The 21167-nt window shown below is 41.6% G+C and carries 15 protein-coding genes; 10 read left to right on the top strand and 5 right to left on the bottom strand.

Annotated features, from left to right (window positions below; translation table 11 throughout):
* Positions 1–94: 94 nt before the first annotated feature.
* Both L0657_RS24905 and L0657_RS24900 read right to left on the bottom strand, forming a co-directional pair.
* Positions 95–2875 (bottom strand): PAS domain-containing protein, encoded by a 2781-nt coding sequence (locus L0657_RS24905; RefSeq protein WP_235153491.1) that lies wholly within the window; start codon positions 2873–2875, stop codon positions 95–97.
* A gap of 454 nt (positions 2876–3329) precedes the next feature.
* Complete coding sequence (locus tag L0657_RS24900) at positions 3330–3968, bottom strand: hypothetical protein (RefSeq protein WP_235153490.1); 639 nt, start codon at positions 3966–3968, stop codon at positions 3330–3332.
* A gap of 161 nt (positions 3969–4129) precedes the next feature.
* On the opposite strand from L0657_RS24900, the gene L0657_RS24895 reads away from it, so the two are divergent.
* Positions 4130–4561 (top strand): hypothetical protein, encoded by a 432-nt coding sequence (locus L0657_RS24895; protein ID WP_235153489.1) that lies wholly within the window; start codon positions 4130–4132, stop codon positions 4559–4561.
* A gap of 30 nt (positions 4562–4591) precedes the next feature.
* On the opposite strand, the gene L0657_RS24890 is transcribed toward L0657_RS24895, so the two are convergent.
* Positions 4592–5029: a GNAT family N-acetyltransferase gene (locus tag L0657_RS24890; RefSeq protein ID WP_235153488.1), complete on the bottom strand. Its 438-nt coding sequence runs from the start codon at positions 5027–5029 to the stop codon at positions 4592–4594.
* A 117-nt stretch (positions 5030–5146) separates the two neighbouring features.
* On the opposite strand from L0657_RS24890, the gene L0657_RS24885 reads away from it, so the two are divergent.
* Positions 5147–5959 carry a mechanosensitive ion channel family protein gene (locus L0657_RS24885; protein WP_235153487.1) on the top strand — a complete coding sequence of 271 codons (813 nt, stop codon included), beginning with the start codon at positions 5147–5149 and terminating at the stop codon, positions 5957–5959.
* 118 nt (positions 5960–6077) lie between these two features.
* Here L0657_RS24885 and L0657_RS24880 read toward each other — a convergent pair whose 3' ends face one another.
* Positions 6078–6671: a dihydrofolate reductase family protein gene (locus tag L0657_RS24880; protein ID WP_235153486.1), complete on the bottom strand. Its 594-nt coding sequence runs from the start codon at positions 6669–6671 to the stop codon at positions 6078–6080.
* Between the two features lie 187 nt (positions 6672–6858).
* Here L0657_RS24880 and L0657_RS24875 point away from each other — a divergent pair, with 187 nt between their 5' ends.
* The 3 genes from L0657_RS24875 to L0657_RS24865 all read left to right on the top strand — a co-directional run bounded on the left by L0657_RS24875 (position 6859) and on the right by L0657_RS24865 (position 11175).
* The gene (locus L0657_RS24875) at positions 6859–7839 is read left to right on the top strand and encodes a GlxA family transcriptional regulator (RefSeq protein WP_235153485.1); all 981 of its coding nucleotides are present in this window, start codon (positions 6859–6861) and stop codon (positions 7837–7839) included.
* 387 nt (positions 7840–8226) lie between these two features.
* Entirely contained in the window at positions 8227–8592 is a 366-nt protein-coding gene (locus tag L0657_RS24870) for a hypothetical protein (RefSeq protein ID WP_235153484.1), read from the top strand.
* A 114-nt stretch (positions 8593–8706) separates the two neighbouring features.
* A complete protein-coding gene (locus L0657_RS24865; protein ID WP_235153483.1) occupies positions 8707–11175 on the top strand; it encodes a TonB-dependent receptor in 2469 nt (822 codons plus the stop codon).
* 60 nt (positions 11176–11235) lie between these two features.
* Here the strand turns inward: L0657_RS24865 and L0657_RS24860 are convergent, their stop codons facing one another.
* Positions 11236–12639, bottom strand: a complete 1404-nt coding sequence (locus tag L0657_RS24860) for a hypothetical protein (protein WP_235153482.1) — start codon at positions 12637–12639, stop codon at positions 11236–11238.
* A gap of 262 nt (positions 12640–12901) precedes the next feature.
* Here L0657_RS24860 and L0657_RS24855 point away from each other — a divergent pair, with 262 nt between their 5' ends.
* The 5 genes from L0657_RS24855 to L0657_RS24835 all read left to right on the top strand — a co-directional run bounded on the left by L0657_RS24855 (position 12902) and on the right by L0657_RS24835 (position 20901).
* The gene (locus tag L0657_RS24855) at positions 12902–13744 is read left to right on the top strand and encodes a sulfurtransferase (protein ID WP_235153481.1); all 843 of its coding nucleotides are present in this window, start codon (positions 12902–12904) and stop codon (positions 13742–13744) included.
* A 256-nt stretch (positions 13745–14000) separates the two neighbouring features.
* On the top strand, positions 14001–14594 hold the full coding sequence (locus L0657_RS24850) for an RNA polymerase sigma factor (RefSeq protein WP_235153480.1): 594 nt from the start codon (positions 14001–14003) through the stop codon (positions 14592–14594).
* A 150-nt stretch (positions 14595–14744) separates the two neighbouring features.
* The gene (locus tag L0657_RS24845; RefSeq protein WP_235153479.1) at positions 14745–15728 is read left to right on the top strand and encodes a FecR family protein; all 984 of its coding nucleotides are present in this window, start codon (positions 14745–14747) and stop codon (positions 15726–15728) included.
* A 151-nt stretch (positions 15729–15879) separates the two neighbouring features.
* Entirely contained in the window at positions 15880–19410 is a 3531-nt protein-coding gene (locus tag L0657_RS24840) for a SusC/RagA family TonB-linked outer membrane protein (protein ID WP_235153478.1), read from the top strand.
* 24 nt (positions 19411–19434) lie between these two features.
* Entirely contained in the window at positions 19435–20901 is a 1467-nt protein-coding gene (locus L0657_RS24835; RefSeq protein WP_235153477.1) for a RagB/SusD family nutrient uptake outer membrane protein, read from the top strand.
* The last annotated feature ends 266 nt before the right edge of the window (positions 20902–21167 follow it).

Here is a 21167-nt window from a genome sequence, read left to right as displayed (position 1 = left end):
AACGGAAATAGGCAGATGAAGTTTTTTTCGGTTTCTGTTAGTTATGACTTTTTTCTTTAGGAAGCTCGTGGAAATGTTAACCAGCATTTAAAACTTAGGCCGGTAAAAATACACTAAAAACAGAACCAACTCCTAACTCGCTGTTTGCTGAGATAACACCGCCATGATTGGTGACAACTTTCTCACAAATCGCCAGACCTATACCCGTTCCGGCATATTCTGTTTTTCCATGCAGTCTTTGGAAAATCTGGAAAATCCTGTCGGTGTACTTGCTGTCAAATCCAATGCCTTGATCGATAATATTAATCCGATAATAAGCAGCTGCCATTTTTAGTGGTCTGGATGTTAAAGGCCAGTCCTGCGCTTTTACAATTTCAGAAGTTATTTTAACAACAGGCGCAGTGCCCGGTTTGTGGAATTTGATTGCGTTGCTGATGAGATTTTGAAATAGCTGTCCCAGCTGTAATACGTCTCCCGGGATAGTGGGTAATTCTCCTATATGAATTTGTGCGCCAGTTTCATGAATGACCAGTTCCAGGTCGTTTAATACCGATTTAACCGTTTTATTTAGTGAAACCTGGCTGGTTGTGTCGCGCTGGGTGGATACCCGCGAGAAAGCCAGCAAGTCTTCAATTAGAAAGGACATACGTTTTGCAGCACCTTGCATTCTATCCAGATACTCGGCGCCAGCGCCAAGATCGTTCGCAAATCGTTTTTTCAAAAGGTCTCCGAAGGATTGTATTTTCCTCAGCGGTTCCTGCAAATCATGAGAGGCCACGTAAGCAAACTGCTGCAAATTTTCATTGGAATGGGTGAGCAGTATATTAGACTTTGCGAGCTCCTCATTTTTAATTTCGAGCTCTTCTGTGCGCTCTCTGACGAGCTCTTCCAAGGCCAGCTGAACCTGACGTTGTTCCGTAACATCCTGCGCCGATCCGGTGATTCTGACAGGGTCACCATTTTCATTAAAATAAGTTTTGCCCTGTGCATGCAGAATCCTCTGTCTACCCGTTTTTTCAGCTTCAATCACATATTCGACATCATATATTCCATCTGAGTCCGGCGCGATGGCTTTATTGATAGCGGCTTTAATCAACGGGCGATCGGATTCACGAATGGGTTCATATGCCCTTTCAACCGTCACAATTTCATCTTCCCCAATGCCAAACCATTGTCGGAGCCGTGGCGAATAATCTAAAATTCTGGTGTTCAGGTCGATCTGCCAGGTACCCAGATTTGCCAGCTCAACCGCGCCCCTGAGTCCAATTTCCGCTTCCTGAATTTTTTGACGGGCGAGTACTTGTTCCGTCATGTCCGTCACGACAACAAGAATTCCGGAAACAACATTGTCTATATCCCGTTTTGGCTGATAAACAAAATCGATATAAATTTTTTCCTGGACCGAGTTACGCAAAATAGTAATGGGGAGTTCGGTAAACTTGACGGAAGTTTCAGTCTTAACAACGTGGTTGAGCAAATCATCAAAGCCTTGTCCGGTCAATTCAGGAATTGCTTCAAGTAATGACTTGCCGATGATTTCCTCCGGTTGCTTCCCGACCAACTCGCTGTAAAATCGATTGGCCATAGTAAACACGAGATTATTCTTGTCAATAATTGCAATACCAACGGGAGACTGTTCAAAAAGTGCGAGTAATTGCTGCTGACTTTGCTCAATTTGCTGTTCTGCTTCCATTCGCTCCGTCACGTCAATTGCAATGTCAAGAATGGCATAAACTTCGCCGCTGGCATCCAAAAGTGGTGTGTACGTGATGTTATAAAAATTATGTGACATTATACCGTGCTGAACGATATCTACTTGTGTACCAAAACTTTGATACATTTTTCCGGAAGTGAACACATCATCAAGAATCTGTAAATATGCCTGACTTTCCAGCTCTGGCATAACTTCTCTTAATGGCTTTCCCACGATATCAGGACCCTTGCCGACAATGTCTATAAAAGCTTGGTTTGGCATTTCGATAACCAGATCCCTGCTTACGAAAAGGCCTATCGCCGCAGGAGCTGTTGCAATGACAGACCGTAATTTGGCCTCACTTGATTCCAGACTTTTAAGTGCCACTACTTTATCCGTAACGTCGATCGCAGTATCCATGATCGCATATATTTCTCCTTTCTCGTTACGAAGCGGCTTGTAGGTAAAGTCGTAGAAATATTCTTTGAGCACACCGTCAACTTCGAGGAGGGCGGACATATTAGTCGCGGTAAAAATTTCCCCGCTCTTGTAAATATCATCAAGAATTTTAGGAAATGCCTGCCCACGTAATTCAGGGATTGCATCCAGCAACGGTTTGCCAAGAATGGATTTATCCTTCCCCCAATAGCCAATCATTATATCATTGGCTATTTCAATCCTCATTTCGGGCCCGACAAAAAGGCATGTTGCCATGGACGCTTCCTCAATAAGACTTCTAAAACGTTCCTCGTTTAAGGTTAATCGCTGTTTGATCAAAGCATTGGCTGTTATATTTAATGCAATACCTGAGAGCAGAAAAACCTTATCTACGTCATTCCTCAGCGCCTGGCCTTTAAGATTAACCCAGCGAATTTCATCTTTTCTGTTAAAGGTGCGAAACTCAACATCAAATTGTCCATCAGTAGCAGAATCCAGAGCACTTTTCACACTCCCCAGCACCAGGTCGCGATCGTCGGTGTGAATACGGGACAGGATAGTATCCACTTCAACAGCATCTTCAAAAGAGTAATCAAAAATGGCTTTGAACCGTTCACAAAACCGGAAGGTTTTTTTATCCGGATCAAAATCCCAGGTTCCTATGCATGCTGCGTCCAAAGCCATTTCCAGGCGTTTTACTTCAATAGCATTGTCTGTATTAAATGGTTTGGAGAGTACGGTCATAGAATTAAAAAGCTATTTTTTTGAAAACTTGCCGTCAACATGTGTGGTAAAGAATCTTAATTGACCACATAAAATTGAAACAATTTTATTCCAGATCATTAGTATAAAAATTGTACCTGCATCTATAAACGTTATTTTCCGTCTAAGCTTGGGGATGAATAGGGTAAAAAGAATATCATCGAATGTTTTTCACAAAGTTAACGGCGCAAGCTATACGACGATAATTAAAGAAAAGCAAAATGCTCCTTTCAATTGAATTCCAAGGTAAGCGAACGGGTTTTCATTAAGCGGATTATTGACGAGAACAAATTATTTCAACTTGAAGGGCATTGTTATCTGGATGCCAAACCTGACAGACTGTAAAGATGGGCATAGTTAGATAGACGATTGCCTGGAATCAAAGACATTGATTCGGCTATGAAATTTAAAGAAGAGGAAAGCGAGATTGTGGAGGCTAATTTAGGCTATATTTCAATGACAAAATCCCCTGAAAATAACTAAGAAAAACTGATTGGCCGCTACCTGCACCTGGCTGATAATTTCTTCGTCTCGTACCTATAAAGTCGTTCTCACGAGTCACGAGTGCTTTTTGTAACCCCCAATCGAACGTGAATTTTTCTCCGATGCGCCGACTGAATCCAATCGAAAATGCAGGACAGAAGCTGACTCCTTTTGCGCTGACGTCCACATAATTTTCAGTATTTTCACCGTTAGGAGTTACCAGTCTCCGCAAAGCAGTTTGATCATATTGTGACACGATAATCGCCGCACCTACGAAAAAATTTGTCCTTCGTTGCACGCCAGTCAGGCTTCGAAGGTAGAGTCTTCCGCCTGCTTTTAAAAATGCGCCAGATGTTTGTCTGTCGCTTATATAATCATAGATTTTGTAATCCGGTATGCCAACAAATCCTGTTTTAAAAGTATAACCTGCATTTACATTAAGCGAATAACCTGGATGATGGCTGAATTCAGAAGTGACTTCCAGCGTTTTGGCTATCAGCGGAATAACATTAACACCAAGCTGCGCATTCCACTGAGCCGAGACGAGTGATGGAAGGCAACTAATAAAAAAAAGTAGGATCCCTTTCTTCATAACAGTTGAGCTTTAATTAAATGACTAAGATTTTAATTATTTGGTTGTAATCGAAAATTGATTTTATATTTTAATTATTTAAAATTAAACAAATACTGGATTTTAAATCCAACCATTCTTTCTGTTTTTCTGTCTTTCAGAAAACAATTACAATTTGCATTATGAAATCCATCTTCGTTATCCTGGCCTTAACTTTTTTCCTTTGCGATTGTAGAGACAAAGATCCCGAACCACTACCGGCCATCAAGGAGATTTTTGGCACCTGGCGTTTGGAAGCTTACGGAAGGACGATCAACGGAGAGATAAAATGGGAGTCGGTTTCCTCAACCGATCAGCCATACCTGATCACTTTCCGGCATGACGGAGTTGTCTTGAACGACAAAGGCTTGCCAGTGTGCTGCGCTCCGAAATCTTATACGCTTAACGGAGTTTTGTTTGAAATTATACCCAAGGAAAAAGTAGAATCAAATCCTCAGTGTGCTTTTGTTGATTGTATTACCAGTAAGTGGAATATTGAGCAGAATGAAGATCAACTTATTCTTACCTTGTCTGACGTAGTTGCCGTAAGTAAAAGTAAGTACGTCCGTCAATAAGACTATTTCGTTTTTGATATGCAATAAATTCTAGTCATTGTTCTTTCCAAACGAAAGTAAAAAATAATCACCATCCGGCGAAAGTCCTGAGTCTTCAATGACCCAGCTATGCTTTTTATAAAATCTCAAAGCAGCTTCATTTGCCTTCAGACATTTTAGCGAAGCGGGCAGCGAAATTTGTTCCATACATCCTTCCAATAACAACTTACCAATTCCCCTACCCACAAAGTTAGGATCGATGAAGAGCGAGTGAATAAAACTCGCCGGCGGCCACCAGGCGATAAATCCAATGGGAATATCGTCGTGTAAAGCGACTAGTACCTTCTCGTCCTTGATAACTTCGTCAAAATGATTCAACCTGAACTCCTTCGGATCTTTCCATGGGAAGGCCAGTTTGCGGGATTCAAGAAACACCTCTCGGAGTTTTGATGTATGAACCTGCGTATATGCTGAAATTTTGAGGGACATAATTCAAGGGATTTTTCATTCAGTTATTTCTGATTTTAGGCGTATTCCCACTTGTATGAGATCCGGGAGATGAGATTGGTGTATGTTTTCTGGTACGAAAATTACATTGCAGAATGAATGATGGATAAACTTAATGAAAAAACAATGAATCTGGATCAATTTTATAATAAAGCTTACTTGTGGATACTGGATCGTGGCCCTTCGTTTATATTGGGCATTGTAATACTGATAACCGGATTGTGGCTAATTAAAGTTTTGTCAAGGTGGATGTCTGCGCACATGCTCAAAAGAGAAATTGACCCTTCTCTTTCGCCATTTTTGTTAAGCTTAACAATTACCGTTCTCCGTATTCTGCTGATCATTGCAGCGATGCAGATTATCGGAATCCAAATGACAATTTTTGCTGCCTTGATTGGTGCCCTTGGTGTAGCGGCAGGTCTTGCACTTTCCGGGACACTGCAAAATTTCGCGAGCGGTGTTTTAATTCTGTTGCTAAAACCGTTCAAGGTTGGTGATAACATAGTCGCTCAGGGTCAGGAAGGTATGGTCGTAGGCATCAAAATATTTCATACCATCGTAAAGACTTTTGATAACCGAACTGTCATCATTCCAAATAGTAAACTTTCGAACGAAGTGATCATTAATATCAGTGCATCGGGAAAAAGACGCCTGGATATTGAGATGAAATTCAGCAACAGTATCGATTTTGGGACAGTGAAAAATCTCATCAATCAAGTGCTTGACAGCTCACAGAACATACTGGCAACACCCGAACGGCGAATTGGAATTTCATCTATTGAAAATGATGGTTACAAGGTTATGCTGAACGTCTGGATTAATGCCCATGGTTTTATCGATACAAAAATGGCCATTCAGGAAAAGTTGCTGGAAGATCTAAAAATGTCAGGTTTGAACCTACCGGGAATGTAAATGACTTGGTTTGAACCAATGGTGACTACTGTTCTCTAAATTTCGAAAAAATCGTCGTCGTTAAATTTTTGAATGCATCGCTGTGAAGTTGTGAAATATTTTCTTTTGCGATACTTTTTTATTTGAATTCGTCATTAATGCAGGCAGGAATGTAAAAGTGGATAACGACGCCGGACTCAAATTCTTTTTCTTTGACAAGCTTCAAACTGTTTTTTATCTCTGAATTTTTAAATAGGAGTTTTCCTTTTCCCAGCGTTACAGGATGAACCCAAAGCTGATACTCGTCAATTAAGTTATATTCAATAAGCGAAGCAACCAGAGTACCGCTACCCAGCACAAGAATTTCTTTACCGGATTGCTGCTTCAAATGGCAAACCGCATTTTTTAAACTGTCTTTTTTGACAACAGAGTTATTCCAGCGCGTGTCTTTTAATGTACTTGAAAAAACAATTTTCCGATGGTTGTTCATCATATCTGCATAGGCCATATCCTGCCTTGCAAAATTTGGGTTAAGCGGCTGGAAGGGCCAGTAATCTGCCAACGCCAGGTAGGTGATACGCCCTAATAATATTGTATCGGCCTTGTTCAATTGTTCTGCGGCCTCTTTTGCCATTTCTTCATTCCAGTATTTGAAATGCCAGTCCAGCTCACAATTTGGTCCGGCCATGAAACCGTCGAGCGTCACATTCATGGATACAATTACTTTCCGCATATCGCCGCAGATTATGATCTGAAAAATACTTCATCTGTTTTCAACAAAATTATCGTCAAATGAAAGAGAAGACGATGTGTAAAACGGACTTCTTCAAGGGTAAATAGCGACATGCCTGGCGAACCTATCATTTAATTTGATACATTTATTTACCCAAAAGGAAAATCTTTGCTTAGCCTGAATTCCCATGAAAAACGTAGCGATTTTGATTCCGAATGAAGCCGTTTTATGTAGTATCGTCGATGCGCGTACTATGTTTACCGGAGCAAATGATTTCCTTGAAGCAATGGGCAGAAAGCCATTGTTTAATGTAAAAATGGTGGGGTTGTCAAAGGATGTCAAATTTCATAATGGAATGTTTTCTGTGCATCCCGACACGCTTTTAGCTGATGCGGAAAAAGCGGATCTGGTAATTATTCCGGCCATTAGCGGCGATCTGGCAAAATCTGTTGCTGCGAACGAAGCGTTTGTTCCCTGGATCGTGGAGCAATATCAGCATGGTGCTGAGGTGGCAAGTCTTTGCGTAGGTGCTTTTCTTCTGGCTTCAACGGGTTTGTTGAATGGCAAAGAATGTTCGAGTCACTGGAAAACTGCGCAAGAATTCAGAGAAATGTTCCCGGAGGTCACCTTAGTAGACGGTCGGATTGTGACAGAACAGCAGGGCGTTTACAGCAGCGGCGGCGCGACATCTTATTGGAGCCTGCTTTTACATCTTGTTGAAAAACATGCCGGCAGGGACGTTTCCATCATGGCGTCGAAAATATATGCGCTTGAAATTGACCGTAAAAGCCAGTCGCCGTTCGTAATGTTTAACGGACAAAAAAAGCACGAAGACGACCCGATAAAAAAAGCGCAGGAGTATATTGAAAATAATTTTACTGAAAAAATTTCTGTTGAAGAACTGTCGTCAATGTATGCAATTGGCAGACGGCACTTTGAGCGCAGATTTAAAAAAGCAACCAATAATACACCGGTAGAATATATCCAGCGAGTAAAAATCGAAGCAGCGAAAAAGCAGTTTGAGTCCAGCGGAAAAAATGTAAATGAAGTAATGTACGACGTCGGATATTCTGACGCCAAAGCTTTTCGGTCTGTCTTTAAAAAGATCACTGGATTATCTCCGACAGATTACCGAAATAGGTATAATAAAGAAGCCCCGGTTGCTTAAAAACAAGAAAAATTTTGATTTTGTTTTATTTACACGATTGCGTGTTTCAGATCTGATATCTGGGACGCGCTTTTTTTTTGTTTATGTATGGCCAATAAATAGAGCTTTATGAAAAAATTAGTATACTCAATAAAATAAGATTAAGTTAATAAAAATTAATATTAAATATAATTCTAACTTAAAAATTTTAGTTTAAAAATATTATTTTTAGATTTGCCTAAAATTTGTGATATGTGAATTTGAAATGAATTCATCCTGCTTGGTTGGACTTAATGGAAGCATCGAAAAAATATATCCACAAATTTGATTATTCCGCGCTGAAATTGGGACTTACTAAGAAATGGTGATTTAAAATTTATTGGCAGCATTGTTACATAAATTATTTGCATGAATGATAATGTTTTGAAACGACGACAGTTGGCTGGCTTTTTGCTGGTATTGTGGGCATTAATTTGCCTGAGCAACGTCGTGTTTCGGCATTCTCACCGTATGCCCGATGGCAGAGTTGTCAGCCATGTGCATCCCTATGCAGAATTCGGGGCAAAATGTAATTTTCCAAACCACCATCATACACAATCAGAATTGAATTGGCTGGATTGTGTCAGTAACATTCCATTTGATTCATTTCTTCCTGAACTTTCTTTTTTCATTCCTGAGATTAGTCTGGAAACGCTTCTTGTCTACCAATATGTTGAACGCGATTCGGAACACAATTTCCTGACTTTATTTCTTCGGGGTCCGCCGATTGTTTAACCTTCTTCTTGATACCTCTAACATCATTATTCAACAGCAGCATTTGTTTGTAGTACGTCTGCTATGCGGTCATCTGCAGTTGTTCCATTCTTGCTACTCAATAGAATTGATTCTATGAAAAAATATATCCATTTCATTGCGATATTTTTGGCGCTTACCTCGCAGGTACTTGCTCAAAATAATCACATTACCGGAACAATTACTTTCGCCGGAAAACCCATTCCGTATGCTACGGCAACTTTGGTAAAAACGACTTTTGGCACACAGGCTGACAGCAGTGGTGCTTTTTCGATCGCTAATATTCCGGCCGGGCGTTATGAATTACAGGTTTCTGCAATAGGTTTTCAGCGTGTTACAAATAAGATTGATATTCTTGCCAATGAGGAGGCGGATGTGAATATTACGTTATTTCCTCTGATAAATAATTTAAGTGAGGTTGTTGTCACGGGTGTTTCCAGAGCAACAGAACTTCGGAAAAGTCCGGTTGCCATTGCTGTCATGAGCAAGAAAGAAATGGATATGAACGTCAATAACAACATAGTCGACGCTGTTTTGAAAGGTGTTCCGGGACTTAGTGCGGTAACAACGGGTCCCAATGTTTCCAAGCCTTTTATCCGTGGCCTTGGTTATAACCGCGTTTTAACATTGTATAACGGCATCCGTCAGGAAGGTCAGCAATGGGGCGACGAACACGGAATTGAAATTGATCAGTATGGCATCGAGCGTGCAGAAGTTGTGAAGGGCCCCGCAAGTTTGATTTATGGTTCGGACGCAGTGGCTGGCGTCATCAACTTTATACCCTACATCCCAAAAGGCCCGGAAGGGAAAGTGAAGGGTGACATCACGACGGAATATCATACCAATAACGGCATGATCGGCGCTTCGGGAGGCTTGGCTTACAACAAAAATGGCTGGAAAAGTGCTTTTCGCGTTTCAGGAAAAAATGCTACGGCTTATAAAAATCAGGTGGATGGCAGGGTATATGGTACTGCATATAACGAACTTAATTTGTCGGCGATGACCGGATTTGAAAAACGCTGGGGATCGTCTTACGTTTTTGCAACGCTTTACAATAATTTACAGGAAATCCCGGATGGAAGCCGGGATTCCTTAACCCGCCGATTTACAAGACAAATTTTTGAAAGTGGAAAAGATGACATAAAGGATCGCCCGTTGGTCGCTGAGCGGGACTTGAAAACTTATAATATTAATCCACTCCACCAGCGCATTCAGCATTACCGGTTATTTACAAAAAATCATTTTTTGCTGGGCAAAGGAGATCTGACGGCCTTGCTTGGATTCCAGCAAAGTGTGCGCCGGGAGTATAATCACCCGACCACGCCTGAACAGCCCGGATTGTATGTGCAGCTCAGTACTTACAACTATGACTTGAAATATAACTTTCCGGAATGGCAGGGAGTTGAGGCAACTGTTGGGGTGAATGGGATGTATCAGATGAACAGAAATTTGGATGGAACAGATTTTCCGATTCCTGATTATAACTTGCTGGATATTGGTGGGTTTTTATTCCTGAAAAAATCACTGGGTAAAGTTGATGTCAGCGGCGGGGTGCGTTACGATACCCGGTCATGGAACTGGGAAAATCAGTATGTGCAGCCTAATCCGGAGACAGGTTACGATGAACTTCTCAAAGTTCCCCGGAATACTGCCGCGGTGCTGCAATTTCCATCTTATGACCGCAGTTTCAAGGGGATTTCAGGAAGCCTTGGGGCGACTTATAATATTTCAGAACGTCTGCTTTTGAAGGCAAACGTATCCCGTGGCTATCGCGCTCCGAACATTACTGAGATCGGTTCAAACGGTCTGGATCCCGGAGCGCACATTGTTTATCTTGGTAACCGGGATTTCGAACCGGAATTCAGTCTTCAAACCGATATTGGTTTTATTGGTTATCTGAAAGATATGGATATCAGTCTGGAAATTTTTAACAACACCATTGATAATTACATCTATCAGGCGCGGCTGTATGACGATTTAGGAAACCCTGTCGTGATCGTCCCGGGAAATTTTACTTATAAATACCAGCAGTCAAAAGCGCAGTTGTATGGAGCCGAGGCAAGTTTGAACCTCCATCCGACCGGCATGAAATGGCTGGCTTTTAACAATAGTCTGGCATTTATTCGAGGCCTGAACAAAAACGATGCGCTGATCGCAGTCGAAGGAAACGCAGCGAAATACCTGCCCTTTATACCGCCGATTCACGGAAGATCTGAGCTGAGGTTTTCCATCGCCAAGGAACCTGGGTTTTTGTCTTCAACTTATTTTCGAGCAGAAGTTGACTATTATGGAGCTCAGAACAAATTCTATGGCGTAGACGATACTGAAACTGCCACAGCAGGTTATACGCTTTTTAATCTGGGGTGCGGAACTACCGTGAACAACCGCAATAAGAAGCCGATTTTTCAGCTTTTCTTACAGGTTGATAACGTCTTTGATATCTCATATCAATCGAATTTGAACCGTTTGAAATATTTCGAATATTACGCAAGTTCCCCGAATGGCCGTTCAGGAATTTATAACATGGGCCGGAACGGCAGTGTGAAGGTGATTATTCCGTTTTAATGATATTTTTGATTTCTAAACCGGGTTGTCGAATCTGAAATCGGCAACCCGGTTTTTTAATTATTTTACATCCACTAAACTCCAAAAGGAAAGCGAACGATTTTCGTTAGCGAATACCAACCTCGCTTCGTATTTCCCCGTCGCGATATCGGCCGGGATTTTATACTCTCCGTAGTATAACAATAACGCACCATCGCCCCAACTTTCATCTGCTTTTACAATCGGTTTTATTATTCTGGTATCATTTCCGTTTCTCAATTCCAACGACGGAAGGTTTTTCATATTGTCAAACGGAGTGGACCGAGATTGAACCACTGCCGGAAATGGGTCAGCGTAAATACTCTGGCCACGACTTACGGCTATATTTTCTTCTATGTCATTATCAAGATTTGCAGTCGGATAAAGCATATTCTTTGTCCACATTCTGGCAATTGCCTTTTTAGTTGTGTCGCTCGAAAAAATATATCCTTTTGATGATAACTTCTGATTATTTTCAAATATACTGACTAGATACGATCCATTATCCATTGTGGCAGGCAAAGAAAATCCTATGGTTGAATTTGTCTTGTATGTCCCTTCCAAAGAAAATTCAACTTGCTGCGACTGACTTTCCAACTTCACAATATATTTTTCGGCGGGAAGGAAATATCCTCCCTGGATATTCAATGGTTGTTTCAGTGAAATTGGTCGAAATAAATTGAGATAGGAAAACAGGTACGCTTTAACAGGTGCGCGTTTAATCATTAGTTTGCCAGGAAACGTGAAACGCTTATCCCCAAAAGCCACGGTTAATGATAAATCAGGCGAAGAAACAAGCGCGGCAGTATTGTCAAAATTTACAGTTTTACCGGATGTACTGTATTCGCCGGTTATACTTAAATTTTTCTGGGTATCAGCCAGACTGAAACTTGGCTTAGTCTTGTTTTCTGGACTTTCCGGAATGGTACCGATTCCAGAAAGAAATCTGATATTAGCAGTGCTGTAATCAGAAGGACCCTCAGGAATATCACCGCCCGGTTGTAGTAGAATTTCGGACGTGAGTTCGGCTGTTATTTTCCCTTCTTGCTGTACATAAATTGAATATCGTCTTAATCCCGACGAAGACGCTACTTTTCGAATGACATTAAATTCTTTCGGTTCATTACCTCTGAAAGTAAAAGAAACCTTATCAGAAGTTATTAATTGATCCCAATTGACCAATTCGTTCTGTGCGCCTTCGTAAAAGGTTAAATCTAAAACTATGTCGTCCCTGGTGTAATTTTCCGGCAAAATAACTTGGATGGCCTGTTTTTTCGGATCAAATATGACCTCCTTTGCTCCATCTGCGGCTACACTTTTTACAAAATCAGCGGTCAGCTCTTCAGGAGTTTCTATCTGTTCAACAGGATTGGGTGATTCCTCTTTCTGATGTTTACACGCGGAGATGGCCCAGACTATTGAAATAAGAAGGATAAGTTTTTTCATGAGGAATTAAGGTTTACATGACAAATAAGGGTTGGGAAACATTTTTTGAAAGGATATGTGAAAATAGTAAAAGACGGTGACATATGTGGGATTGAATGTTGATTTATATATATTAAATATGAAAATATTTTAAGTCCCGGGTGAAAATGATCTTGATTTAAGATGATTTGTTTAGCAGGCATATCGCTTCTATCCAATTTGACTCACGATTTGACGATAAATTTATAAATTGAGCCATTAATCAATAACGGAACTGAAGCACATGAATATCATAAAGACGAGTGAAATAGCAGAAATATCTTCGACCGGCGATACTGTCATTATCGATGCGCGGGGCGGGGCAGATGCCGAAGACAGATTTGACGCGGGACATCTGGATGGGGCATTATTTGTGAACCTGGAAACGGATCTTTCACAGAAATCAGAAAATGCCGCAGAAGGAGGCAGGCATCCATTGCCAGAGGCGAAAAAATTTGCCCGGTTATTGGGTCAATTAGGCATCACACCGACTACGAAAGTAATTGTCTACGATGACAAAAGAGGAGCGATGGCGGCAGCGCGTTTTTGGTGGATGTTAAAAGCCGCCGGACATGAAGAGGTTTATGTGGTAAGTGGTGGTTTGGAAGCGATCAAAAAAGAAGGACTTTTGCTTTCACAGGATGCGCTTACGTTATTAACCGAATATCCGGACTATCCCTTTGACGCCTGGCTTTCACCAACGGTAGGTTTGGAAGAAGTGGCACACGCGGCCGAAAATCCCGATTTTGTCGTAATTGATGTTCGTGAAAATTATCGTTATAGAGGCGAAAGCGAACCGATTGATCTGGTTGCAGGGCATATCCCGGGTGCTGTCAATATCCCATACATAGACAATATGGACGAGGACGGGAATTTCTTATCCCCGGAGGTATTGAAGCAAAAATATTCCGAAGTATTGGCTGGTAAAGCTCCTGAAAAAATAATCGTCCATTGCGGTTCTGGTGTTACCGCCTGTCATACGCTTTTGGCCATGGAGGAAGCTGGGATTACAGGGGCGAATTTATATGTAGGTTCGTGGAGCGAATGGTCAAGAAATGACAAGCCGATTGCGACCGGTGAAAAATAAAAAAACAAAAACTGATTATCTGAAAGATTCCTTCACAAGAGGAATCTTTTTTATTTGAACGCCTGAAATTGTTTCCTTTCAGTATAGTTCAGAATATTATTTGACATAAATTATAAATTTCATAACTATACTAATGTATTAATTGAAAAGTCAAAATTTATTAAAATGAATTTAACGAATGTTGAAATTTTTATCATTATGTCATTAACTTAGAAAAACGATATGAAAGTCTGACATTTTAATGACCTGATAAAAGATGACCGCAATCGACGAAACTACTTTACTGCATGGTATATCGCTCGGCGACAGAAGAGCTTTTGATGAGATATACAACCAGTACCATTCTGACATTTTCAAGTATGTTTTCAAGTTTGTGAAATCTTCCGAGTGTGCGCAAGATCTGTGTCAGGAAATCTTTTTGAAGGTTTGGGAAAAGAAGGAGAATCTGTCAGATGTGCGTTCATTCCGTGCTTATCTTTTCACGGTTTCAAAAAACCATATCTTCGACTTTTTACGACACGCATCGGTTGAACAATCTGCCCGCGAAGAAATTTTGAACGCATCCCGCGAGTTGAAAAACCAGGTTGAAGACACTATTCAGTCAGAAGAATATTATCAGCACCTGCAAAAAGTGCTTGATCAAATGTCTCCAAGAAATCAGGAGGTGTTTAAGTTATGCCGCGAAATGGACCAGACTTACGACGAAGCTGCGGAAGTTCTAGGCATTTCTCGTAACGCAATAAAAAAACACATGGTTAAGACCATGAAACTTCTCAAATATTCTGCTCAGAAAAGCTTCGGCCTTTCTTTTAATACGCTTCTTTCCTTCTTTCTTTTAGCTGGCATTTAAGCCTTCCTTTCTCTTTATTGATATCTTTTTTCTTGGTAATCCGGTATTTTCCAGAAGGAAAATTTGTGTTTTTAGAAAATAATAAAATATTTTTTCCGAAGGGGTACCCTCTTCTTAACTTTTTACGTCTTCCTTATAAATCCCTGAAAAATGGAAGAGAGGCAATTTCTGGAAATTCTCGTTAAAAGATATGTTGCGAATGAATTGAGTGAAAAAGAACTCGAAGCGTTTTTCCATTTATTGGCTGAGGGAAAACTGGATGGTTTGCTGAATAAGTATCTGGATAAGGAGAGCGGTGAGATTTTAAAAGTTAAGAAAACCTCAGTACCAAAATCACGTTTGCTGCCTATAAAAACATTAAGTCTCGCGGCATCTGTTATCCTGCTTCTGGGGATCGTGATGTTTCTGGCCAAACCCGGAATAGTTAATTTCCTGAAAATTGGTATTGTAGCAATAGAAACGAAAAAAGGCGAGAGGAAAGAGATCAGGTTACCGGACGGTTCGACCGTTTGGTTGAATGAATCCAGCAAGTTGGAATATCCGGTTAAGTTTGGTTCGGAAGAAAGAAATGTTGTGTTACTGGATGGGGAAGCCTACTTTGATATAAAACGTGACACAACAAAACCTTTCAATGTAGAAGCCTCCGGAACTAATACGAAAGTTTTGGGAACGGCTTTCAACATCAGATCTTATCATTTTCTGGAAAGTGTCCAGGTTACTGTTACCCGCGGAAAAGTGCAAGTTGAGGAGGCATCAGACTGGGGCGAAAAACCGCAGCGCAAAATATTACTGCCAAATGAACAGGTTAATTTCGATACCAAAACAAAAAGTATAGAAAAGACGGCTGTTAACAGTGCAAACGCCGTAGCATGGAAGGATGGAAAGTTGCTTTTTGATAATGAAAGCTTTGCTAATGTAACTGCTATTTTAGAAAATAAATTTGGCGTTAAAATTGCTTTCGCTGATGAATCCATGAAAAGTTACCATATGTCGGCTGAATTTACTGCCACCGATTCCCTGAGGCATATTCTGGAATTGCTAAGTCTTGCCAATAATCTGGATTATCACTTTGAGAATAAACAAATTACGTTATTGAAGAAGAAAAGAAATAATGCTAACCCGCTGCCTATGTAACATTGTTGCTTGTTTTTAACAAAAAATCCGGCAAGCCGAAGCTGCCGGAAAGTATGATAGAGAAGTCAGGACGTAACGCCAATCACCCACTGACTCTGCTATTCAAATTGGAATTAATGTTTATCGCTTAACCCCAAACTGATCCAAAGGTATGAAAAATTGTACCAGAAGTTTACAGTCCATTACTAAATGGACAACTAAAAGTGTATGCCTGTTTCTTTGTGCCCTGATTGCGATCATTCAGCCTTCGCAGGCGGTCGCGCATTTACCCGGACAAAGTCTTCAGGAGGTTACCATCGATCTGACACTCAAAGATAAAAGTCTGAAAGAGGCCCTCTCGCAGATCAACAAAAAGACCGGTTTTAGGTTTATTTATAACGAAGAACTAATCGCTCCATACAAGGTTAATATTGCGGTAAATAAAAAACCGGTTAACGAAGTTTTGCACGAGCTTCTAGCTTCAACCAAACTGGATTATCGCGAGCAGAAACGAACGGTCGTTATAATCGAAAGAGAATTAAAGACAACGGGCGAAGCTAAAAAGACAGAGATTTTACTTGCTTCCCTGGCCCGTAAGATGGAGAGAGAGATCTCCGGCGTGGTGACCGACGGAGAAAATGGCGATGCGCTTCCCGGTGTGGCGGTGCTCATCAAAGGAACGTCCATTGGTACGATCACGGACATGAACGGAAAGTATAGTATCAAAGTCGCAGACGGAGGTTCTCCGGTTTTGGTATTTTCTTACGTAGGTTATTTGGGTCAGGAAATTGCCATAACCAACCAATCCGAGGTTAGTGTGAAACTTGCAAGCAGCACCAAGCAACTTAGTGAATTGATGGTCGTAGGTTATGGTACACAGTCAAAGGATGAATTTACCGGTTCTGCGGCGCGTGTTTCGGGTGACAAACTGAAAGATATGCCCGTACAAAGTTTTGACCAGGGAATGGCTGGCCGTGCAACGGGTGTGAGTATAGGACAGCCAAACGGGGTTTTGAATAATCCGCCCGTAATCAGGATACGCGGTGTAAATTCAATTTCGCTGAGCTCGTTTCCTTTGATCGTTGTGGATGGTATACCCATCAACACTGGTGATATTTCCGGAAATTCAACCGTAGCCAACAATCCGCTTGGCGATATTAATCCATCTGATATTGAGTCAATTGACGTTTTGAAAGATGCCGCGTCTACTTCTATTTACGGTTCACGGGCAGCAGCCGGGGTTTTGCTGATCACAACAAAAAGTGGTAAAGTAGGCAAGCCAAAAGTAAATTATGAAGGCTGGACTGGTATCACAAAAGCAACCCGCTTACCGACAATGCTTGATGCCCAGCAGTTTATGGATATTAAAAATGAAGCCGTTTTAAATGCAAAAATTCTGGGTGGAAATGCAAGCAACGACGCCGTAGCTTCGGAACTGTTTTTCCCTACTTTGAACCCGGATGGATCCATGGTGAATACCAACTGGTACAATCAGGTTTATCAGACTGGTGTTTCTCAAAACCATAGTTTAAGTATCTCGGGAGGTTCAGAATCAACAAAATATTACTTTTCAACAAATTACAGCAATCAGAAAGGAATTTTGAAAACCAATGAATTTACACGTAAAGCAGCGCGCTTTAACGTGGATCACAAATTCAATAACTGGCTTTCCTTTTCCAGCAATATCAATTACAACAACAGCCTGAACTCTTCCCCAAACACGGGTTCTCTAAGCGGAAACGCTTTTGGTTTGGTAGGTTCGGCGCGACTTGCCTGGTTATCAGCTCCTAACGTTTCTCCGTATAATGCGGATGGCACTTATAACCTGGCTTCTTCAAATACGTTGGGTATGGGTGCTAACAAGGTTGTGAGCAATTTTTACAATCCGGTTCCGCTTTTGGATCTTAACAAATATACCTCCGAAAACGACCGTATCATTGCCAATTTTGGTGGTACTGTGAAGCTGATGAAGGGCCTTACTTACAAAATGAACTACGCGATGGACCGTTTGAAAGTCGAAAACGTAACCTTCGAAAGCCCTGTGCACGGTCCAGGTTTTTCCACAAACGGGAGCGCTCAAAACATGAGCCGTACGATCAGCAACTGGAACTGGACCAATACAATGAGTTACAATACTTCCATTGCGACGAAGCATAACATTTCTTTGCTGGCTGGTTATGACGTTCAGAAGTTCAATACTTCAAGCTGGGGTGCGAGACGTACACAACTTTCCGATCCATTCTTTGATGAATTTCAGGGAAGTTACGGGCAGATTGTTCCGATTACGAACGTCTTGACAGAAAGCGCTCTTGTTTCGGTTTTCTCTCGTTTTACCTATGATTATGACAAACGATATTTCTTTACGCTGAATTATCGTCGTGACGGAAATTCGGCTTTGGGGGCTGGTAAAAAATATGGAAACTTTGGTGGTGTTTCAGGAGGCTGGACATTGTCTGAGGAAGAATTTTACAAGACTTCTGGTCTTGCCGATATCATGAGCAGCATCAAATTAAGAGCAAGCTGGGGACGCGTTGGAAATTCCGGCGTGAGTCAATATGGTTCGCTTGCACTTTATGAGTCGTCATTATACGGATCAGCACCAACCTGGAATTTCAGTCAGGGTGGAAATCCTGACCTTGGCTGGGAAACCAGTAACCAGACGAACGTGGGAGCAGATATCAGTTTTCTTAATGACCGCATTCAATTGGAAGCAACCTATTATGCGAACAGCGTGAATGGTCTTATCCTGAACGTACCGCAATCGCCGTCCAAAGGTATTCCCGGAAATGCCATTTTTATGAACATTGGCAGCATGTATAACCACGGACTTGAACTCGGAATTAACGCGAGTGTAATCAGAAAAGGAAAGTTCAGCTGGACCACAAGCATCAACTTTACCAAAAATAAAAACAAGGTTACCGAGCTTTATGGACAAGGAACGGAGCTGGTCGGAACGACTGCAACTGCCGCAGAAGCAACGAATATCACTAGAATCGGATACTCTGTCGGAAGTTTGTACGGAGCCAAAACGGATGGCGTAAATCCTGAAAATGGCCAGCGTGTGTTTATCAACAGAGCTGGTGAAAAAGTTCAGTATAGTCACGTAGTGCCATCCGGCGGAAGTCGCTGGACGTACCTTGATGGCACACCTGCCGCTGCGATTGGCGTAAATGATTATCAGCTTTTGGGTAATGCTTTACCAACTTATTACGGTGGTTTTATCAATACGATCAAATATGGCGCTTTTGATTTGGGGGTTAATTTTACCTATTCAGGTGGGAATCTCGTAATGAACGGAACGAAAGCAACATGGCGCGATCAGCGTTTCTGGAATAACTCCACGGACGTACTTTCAAGATGGACGACGCCCGGACAAGTTACGGATGTACCGAGAGTGGTATATGGAGATCTGCTTTCCAACGGATCATCGTGGCCGATTTCCGACAATGCAGAAAAGGGGGATTTCCTGAGATTGCAGTCGGCTTCACTGGGATACCGGGTTCCAACAGGTGGTTTGGCAAAACTGGGTCTGGCTTCTCTCCGCTTGTATGTTCAGGCTTTCAATGCTTTTATCCTGACAAAATACACAGGAACGGATCCGGAAATTTCGGTTAACGGTAATTCAAATACAACGCCTGGTGTTGAGAAAAACTCGATTCCACAAGGGCGTACTTTCACATTTGGTGTAAACCTTGGATTCTAAGATCATTTTTAAATCAAGCAAAAGATGAAAGAAATCAATATAAAATCAGCAAAACTCTGGATGCGCAGCGCAGTATTTCTGACCTTGCCTTTTGGCCTTGTCCTTAGTTCCTGTGATGAAGATAAATTGCTTAATCCGATACCAAATATTCAGCTTCAGGATGCATTTTTGTTCGATACGCCGGAACGTGTTCTGGGGCAGGTGAATGGAATTTATACTTCTATGAAAGATGGCAGTTTGTATGGTGGGAGATATTTGATGCTTGCTGATATCCGCGGAGAAGATTTTATCAACCGTACCCAAAATGTTTTTACGGGGTATGATGCATGGAGTCACACCGTTACGTCAGGTTCTAATGATGCTTCTTCAGGCTGGGGTTCTTCCTACACGGCGATTAATGCTGCAAACCTGATCATCGACGGACTTGCGGCGCATCCAACCGCAGTAAGCGAAACACTTGCTGCGCAATATCTTGCAGAGGCGAAATTTGTCAGGGCATTCTGTTATTTTGGGTTGATCACTCGGTATGGTCAGCCGTATACAAAAGACAACGGTGCCTCACCGGGTGTGCCGTTACGGTTAAAAGGCGAAACAACTCCGGCTAATAATGATCTTGCCAGAAGTTCGGTCGCTGAGGTTTATGCGCAGATTTTGAAAGATCTGGATGAGGCAGAAGCTGGTTTGCCTCTAACTTATACCACCGCACTTTTGAATACGACACGTGCGCATAAAAATACCGCCATCGCATTCAAAACCAGGGTTTATCTGACCATGGGAGATTATGCAAAGGTGATGGACGAAGCGAAAAAAATTGTATCAGATGCTGCACCGTTTTCCGCACCAACGGGTGTGAAAAGCCAGCTGCAAGCTAATGTTGCTACGCCGTTTATGACAGATTATACAACAACGGAATCAATTTTTTCCATGCCAATGACAGTATTGAACATTGTTGCGGGACAAAATTCTTTGGCCTATACCTACAATCTTAACCTGGAATATAATCTGAATGCAACGGGTATTCTGGGAGATCCGACGTGGTCGGCGACCGATGCGCGAAAAACGAATTTTACACGTGTTGCCGGTGGGGTTACCTATCTGAAAAAGTATAATCAAACGAACCCTGCGCTTGACTATGTGCCTTTGCTCCGGTATGCCGAGGTTTTACTGAATTATTCAGAAGCCGCTGCGAAAACAGGAGATCTGGCAAAATCGGTTGCTTTGCTGAAAGCCGTCCGTAACCGTTCGGATGCAGCTTACGTTTTTCCGGATGCCAGTATTTCTACGTCAGATGCGCTCGTGAAGACAATCTGGATTGAAAGACGGATTGAGCTTTTGGGTGAAGGATTGCGATCGAATGACCTGCTTCGGAATTTGCTGACGATTCCGGCAAAAGGAAGTGGGGGATTATCATCGCCAGCGGTGGCACCAACGCAGCCGGAATATATTTTCCCGATCCCAAATGCAGAGCTTTCGACGAATAAGCTTATTTGATTAATGGTTAATTGTAAAGGATTAATTATTAATGGTTGAAACGCTAAAATTCTGGTTGCGTATATGCTTGATAGTTTGTTGTTTTTATGGTCATAACCGTCAAACTGTGGAGCTTGTTCTGAATATTTTTTATAGTGATTGATGGATGTTATGGAAGTTTCCTATGAATTGCAAATGCGGAAAGCGCTATAAATTAAACTAAAACCTTAATCTGTGATAAGATGAAAAAAGATGTGAACAGATTTTACCGGTATAGAAGCTGGTTG

Source organism: Dyadobacter sp. CY345 (assembly GCF_021502725.1).
GTDB lineage: Bacteria > Bacteroidota > Bacteroidia > Cytophagales > Spirosomataceae > Dyadobacter.
Note: the sequence above shows the minus strand (reverse complement) of the source record. Positions and strands in the feature narration are given on the sequence as shown.

What these genes read in the sequence shown, in the direction of transcription:
- L0657_RS24905 (WP_235153491.1), bottom strand. Translation starts at nt 2,875, where the DNA reads ATGACCGTACTCTCCAAACCATTTAATACAGACAATGCTATTGAAGTA.
- L0657_RS24900 (WP_235153490.1), bottom strand. Translation starts at nt 3,968, where the DNA reads ATGAAGAAAGGGATCCTACTTTTTTTTATTAGTTGCCTTCCATCACTC.
- L0657_RS24895 (WP_235153489.1), top strand. Translation starts at nt 4,130, where the DNA reads ATGAAATCCATCTTCGTTATCCTGGCCTTAACTTTTTTCCTTTGCGAT.
- L0657_RS24890 (WP_235153488.1), bottom strand. Translation starts at nt 5,029, where the DNA reads ATGTCCCTCAAAATTTCAGCATATACGCAGGTTCATACATCAAAACTC.
- L0657_RS24885 (WP_235153487.1), top strand. Translation starts at nt 5,147, where the DNA reads ATGATGGATAAACTTAATGAAAAAACAATGAATCTGGATCAATTTTAT.
- L0657_RS24880 (WP_235153486.1), bottom strand. Translation starts at nt 6,671, where the DNA reads ATGCGGAAAGTAATTGTATCCATGAATGTGACGCTCGACGGTTTCATG.
- L0657_RS24875 (WP_235153485.1), top strand. Translation starts at nt 6,859, where the DNA reads ATGAAAAACGTAGCGATTTTGATTCCGAATGAAGCCGTTTTATGTAGT.
- L0657_RS24870 (WP_235153484.1), top strand. Translation starts at nt 8,227, where the DNA reads ATGAATGATAATGTTTTGAAACGACGACAGTTGGCTGGCTTTTTGCTG.
- L0657_RS24865 (WP_235153483.1), top strand. Translation starts at nt 8,707, where the DNA reads ATGAAAAAATATATCCATTTCATTGCGATATTTTTGGCGCTTACCTCG.
- L0657_RS24860 (WP_235153482.1), bottom strand. Translation starts at nt 12,639, where the DNA reads ATGAAAAAACTTATCCTTCTTATTTCAATAGTCTGGGCCATCTCCGCG.
- L0657_RS24855 (WP_235153481.1), top strand. Translation starts at nt 12,902, where the DNA reads ATGAATATCATAAAGACGAGTGAAATAGCAGAAATATCTTCGACCGGC.
- L0657_RS24850 (WP_235153480.1), top strand. Translation starts at nt 14,001, where the DNA reads ATGACCGCAATCGACGAAACTACTTTACTGCATGGTATATCGCTCGGC.
- L0657_RS24845 (WP_235153479.1), top strand. Translation starts at nt 14,745, where the DNA reads ATGGAAGAGAGGCAATTTCTGGAAATTCTCGTTAAAAGATATGTTGCG.
- L0657_RS24840 (WP_235153478.1), top strand. Translation starts at nt 15,880, where the DNA reads ATGAAAAATTGTACCAGAAGTTTACAGTCCATTACTAAATGGACAACT.
- L0657_RS24835 (WP_235153477.1), top strand. Translation starts at nt 19,435, where the DNA reads ATGAAAGAAATCAATATAAAATCAGCAAAACTCTGGATGCGCAGCGCA.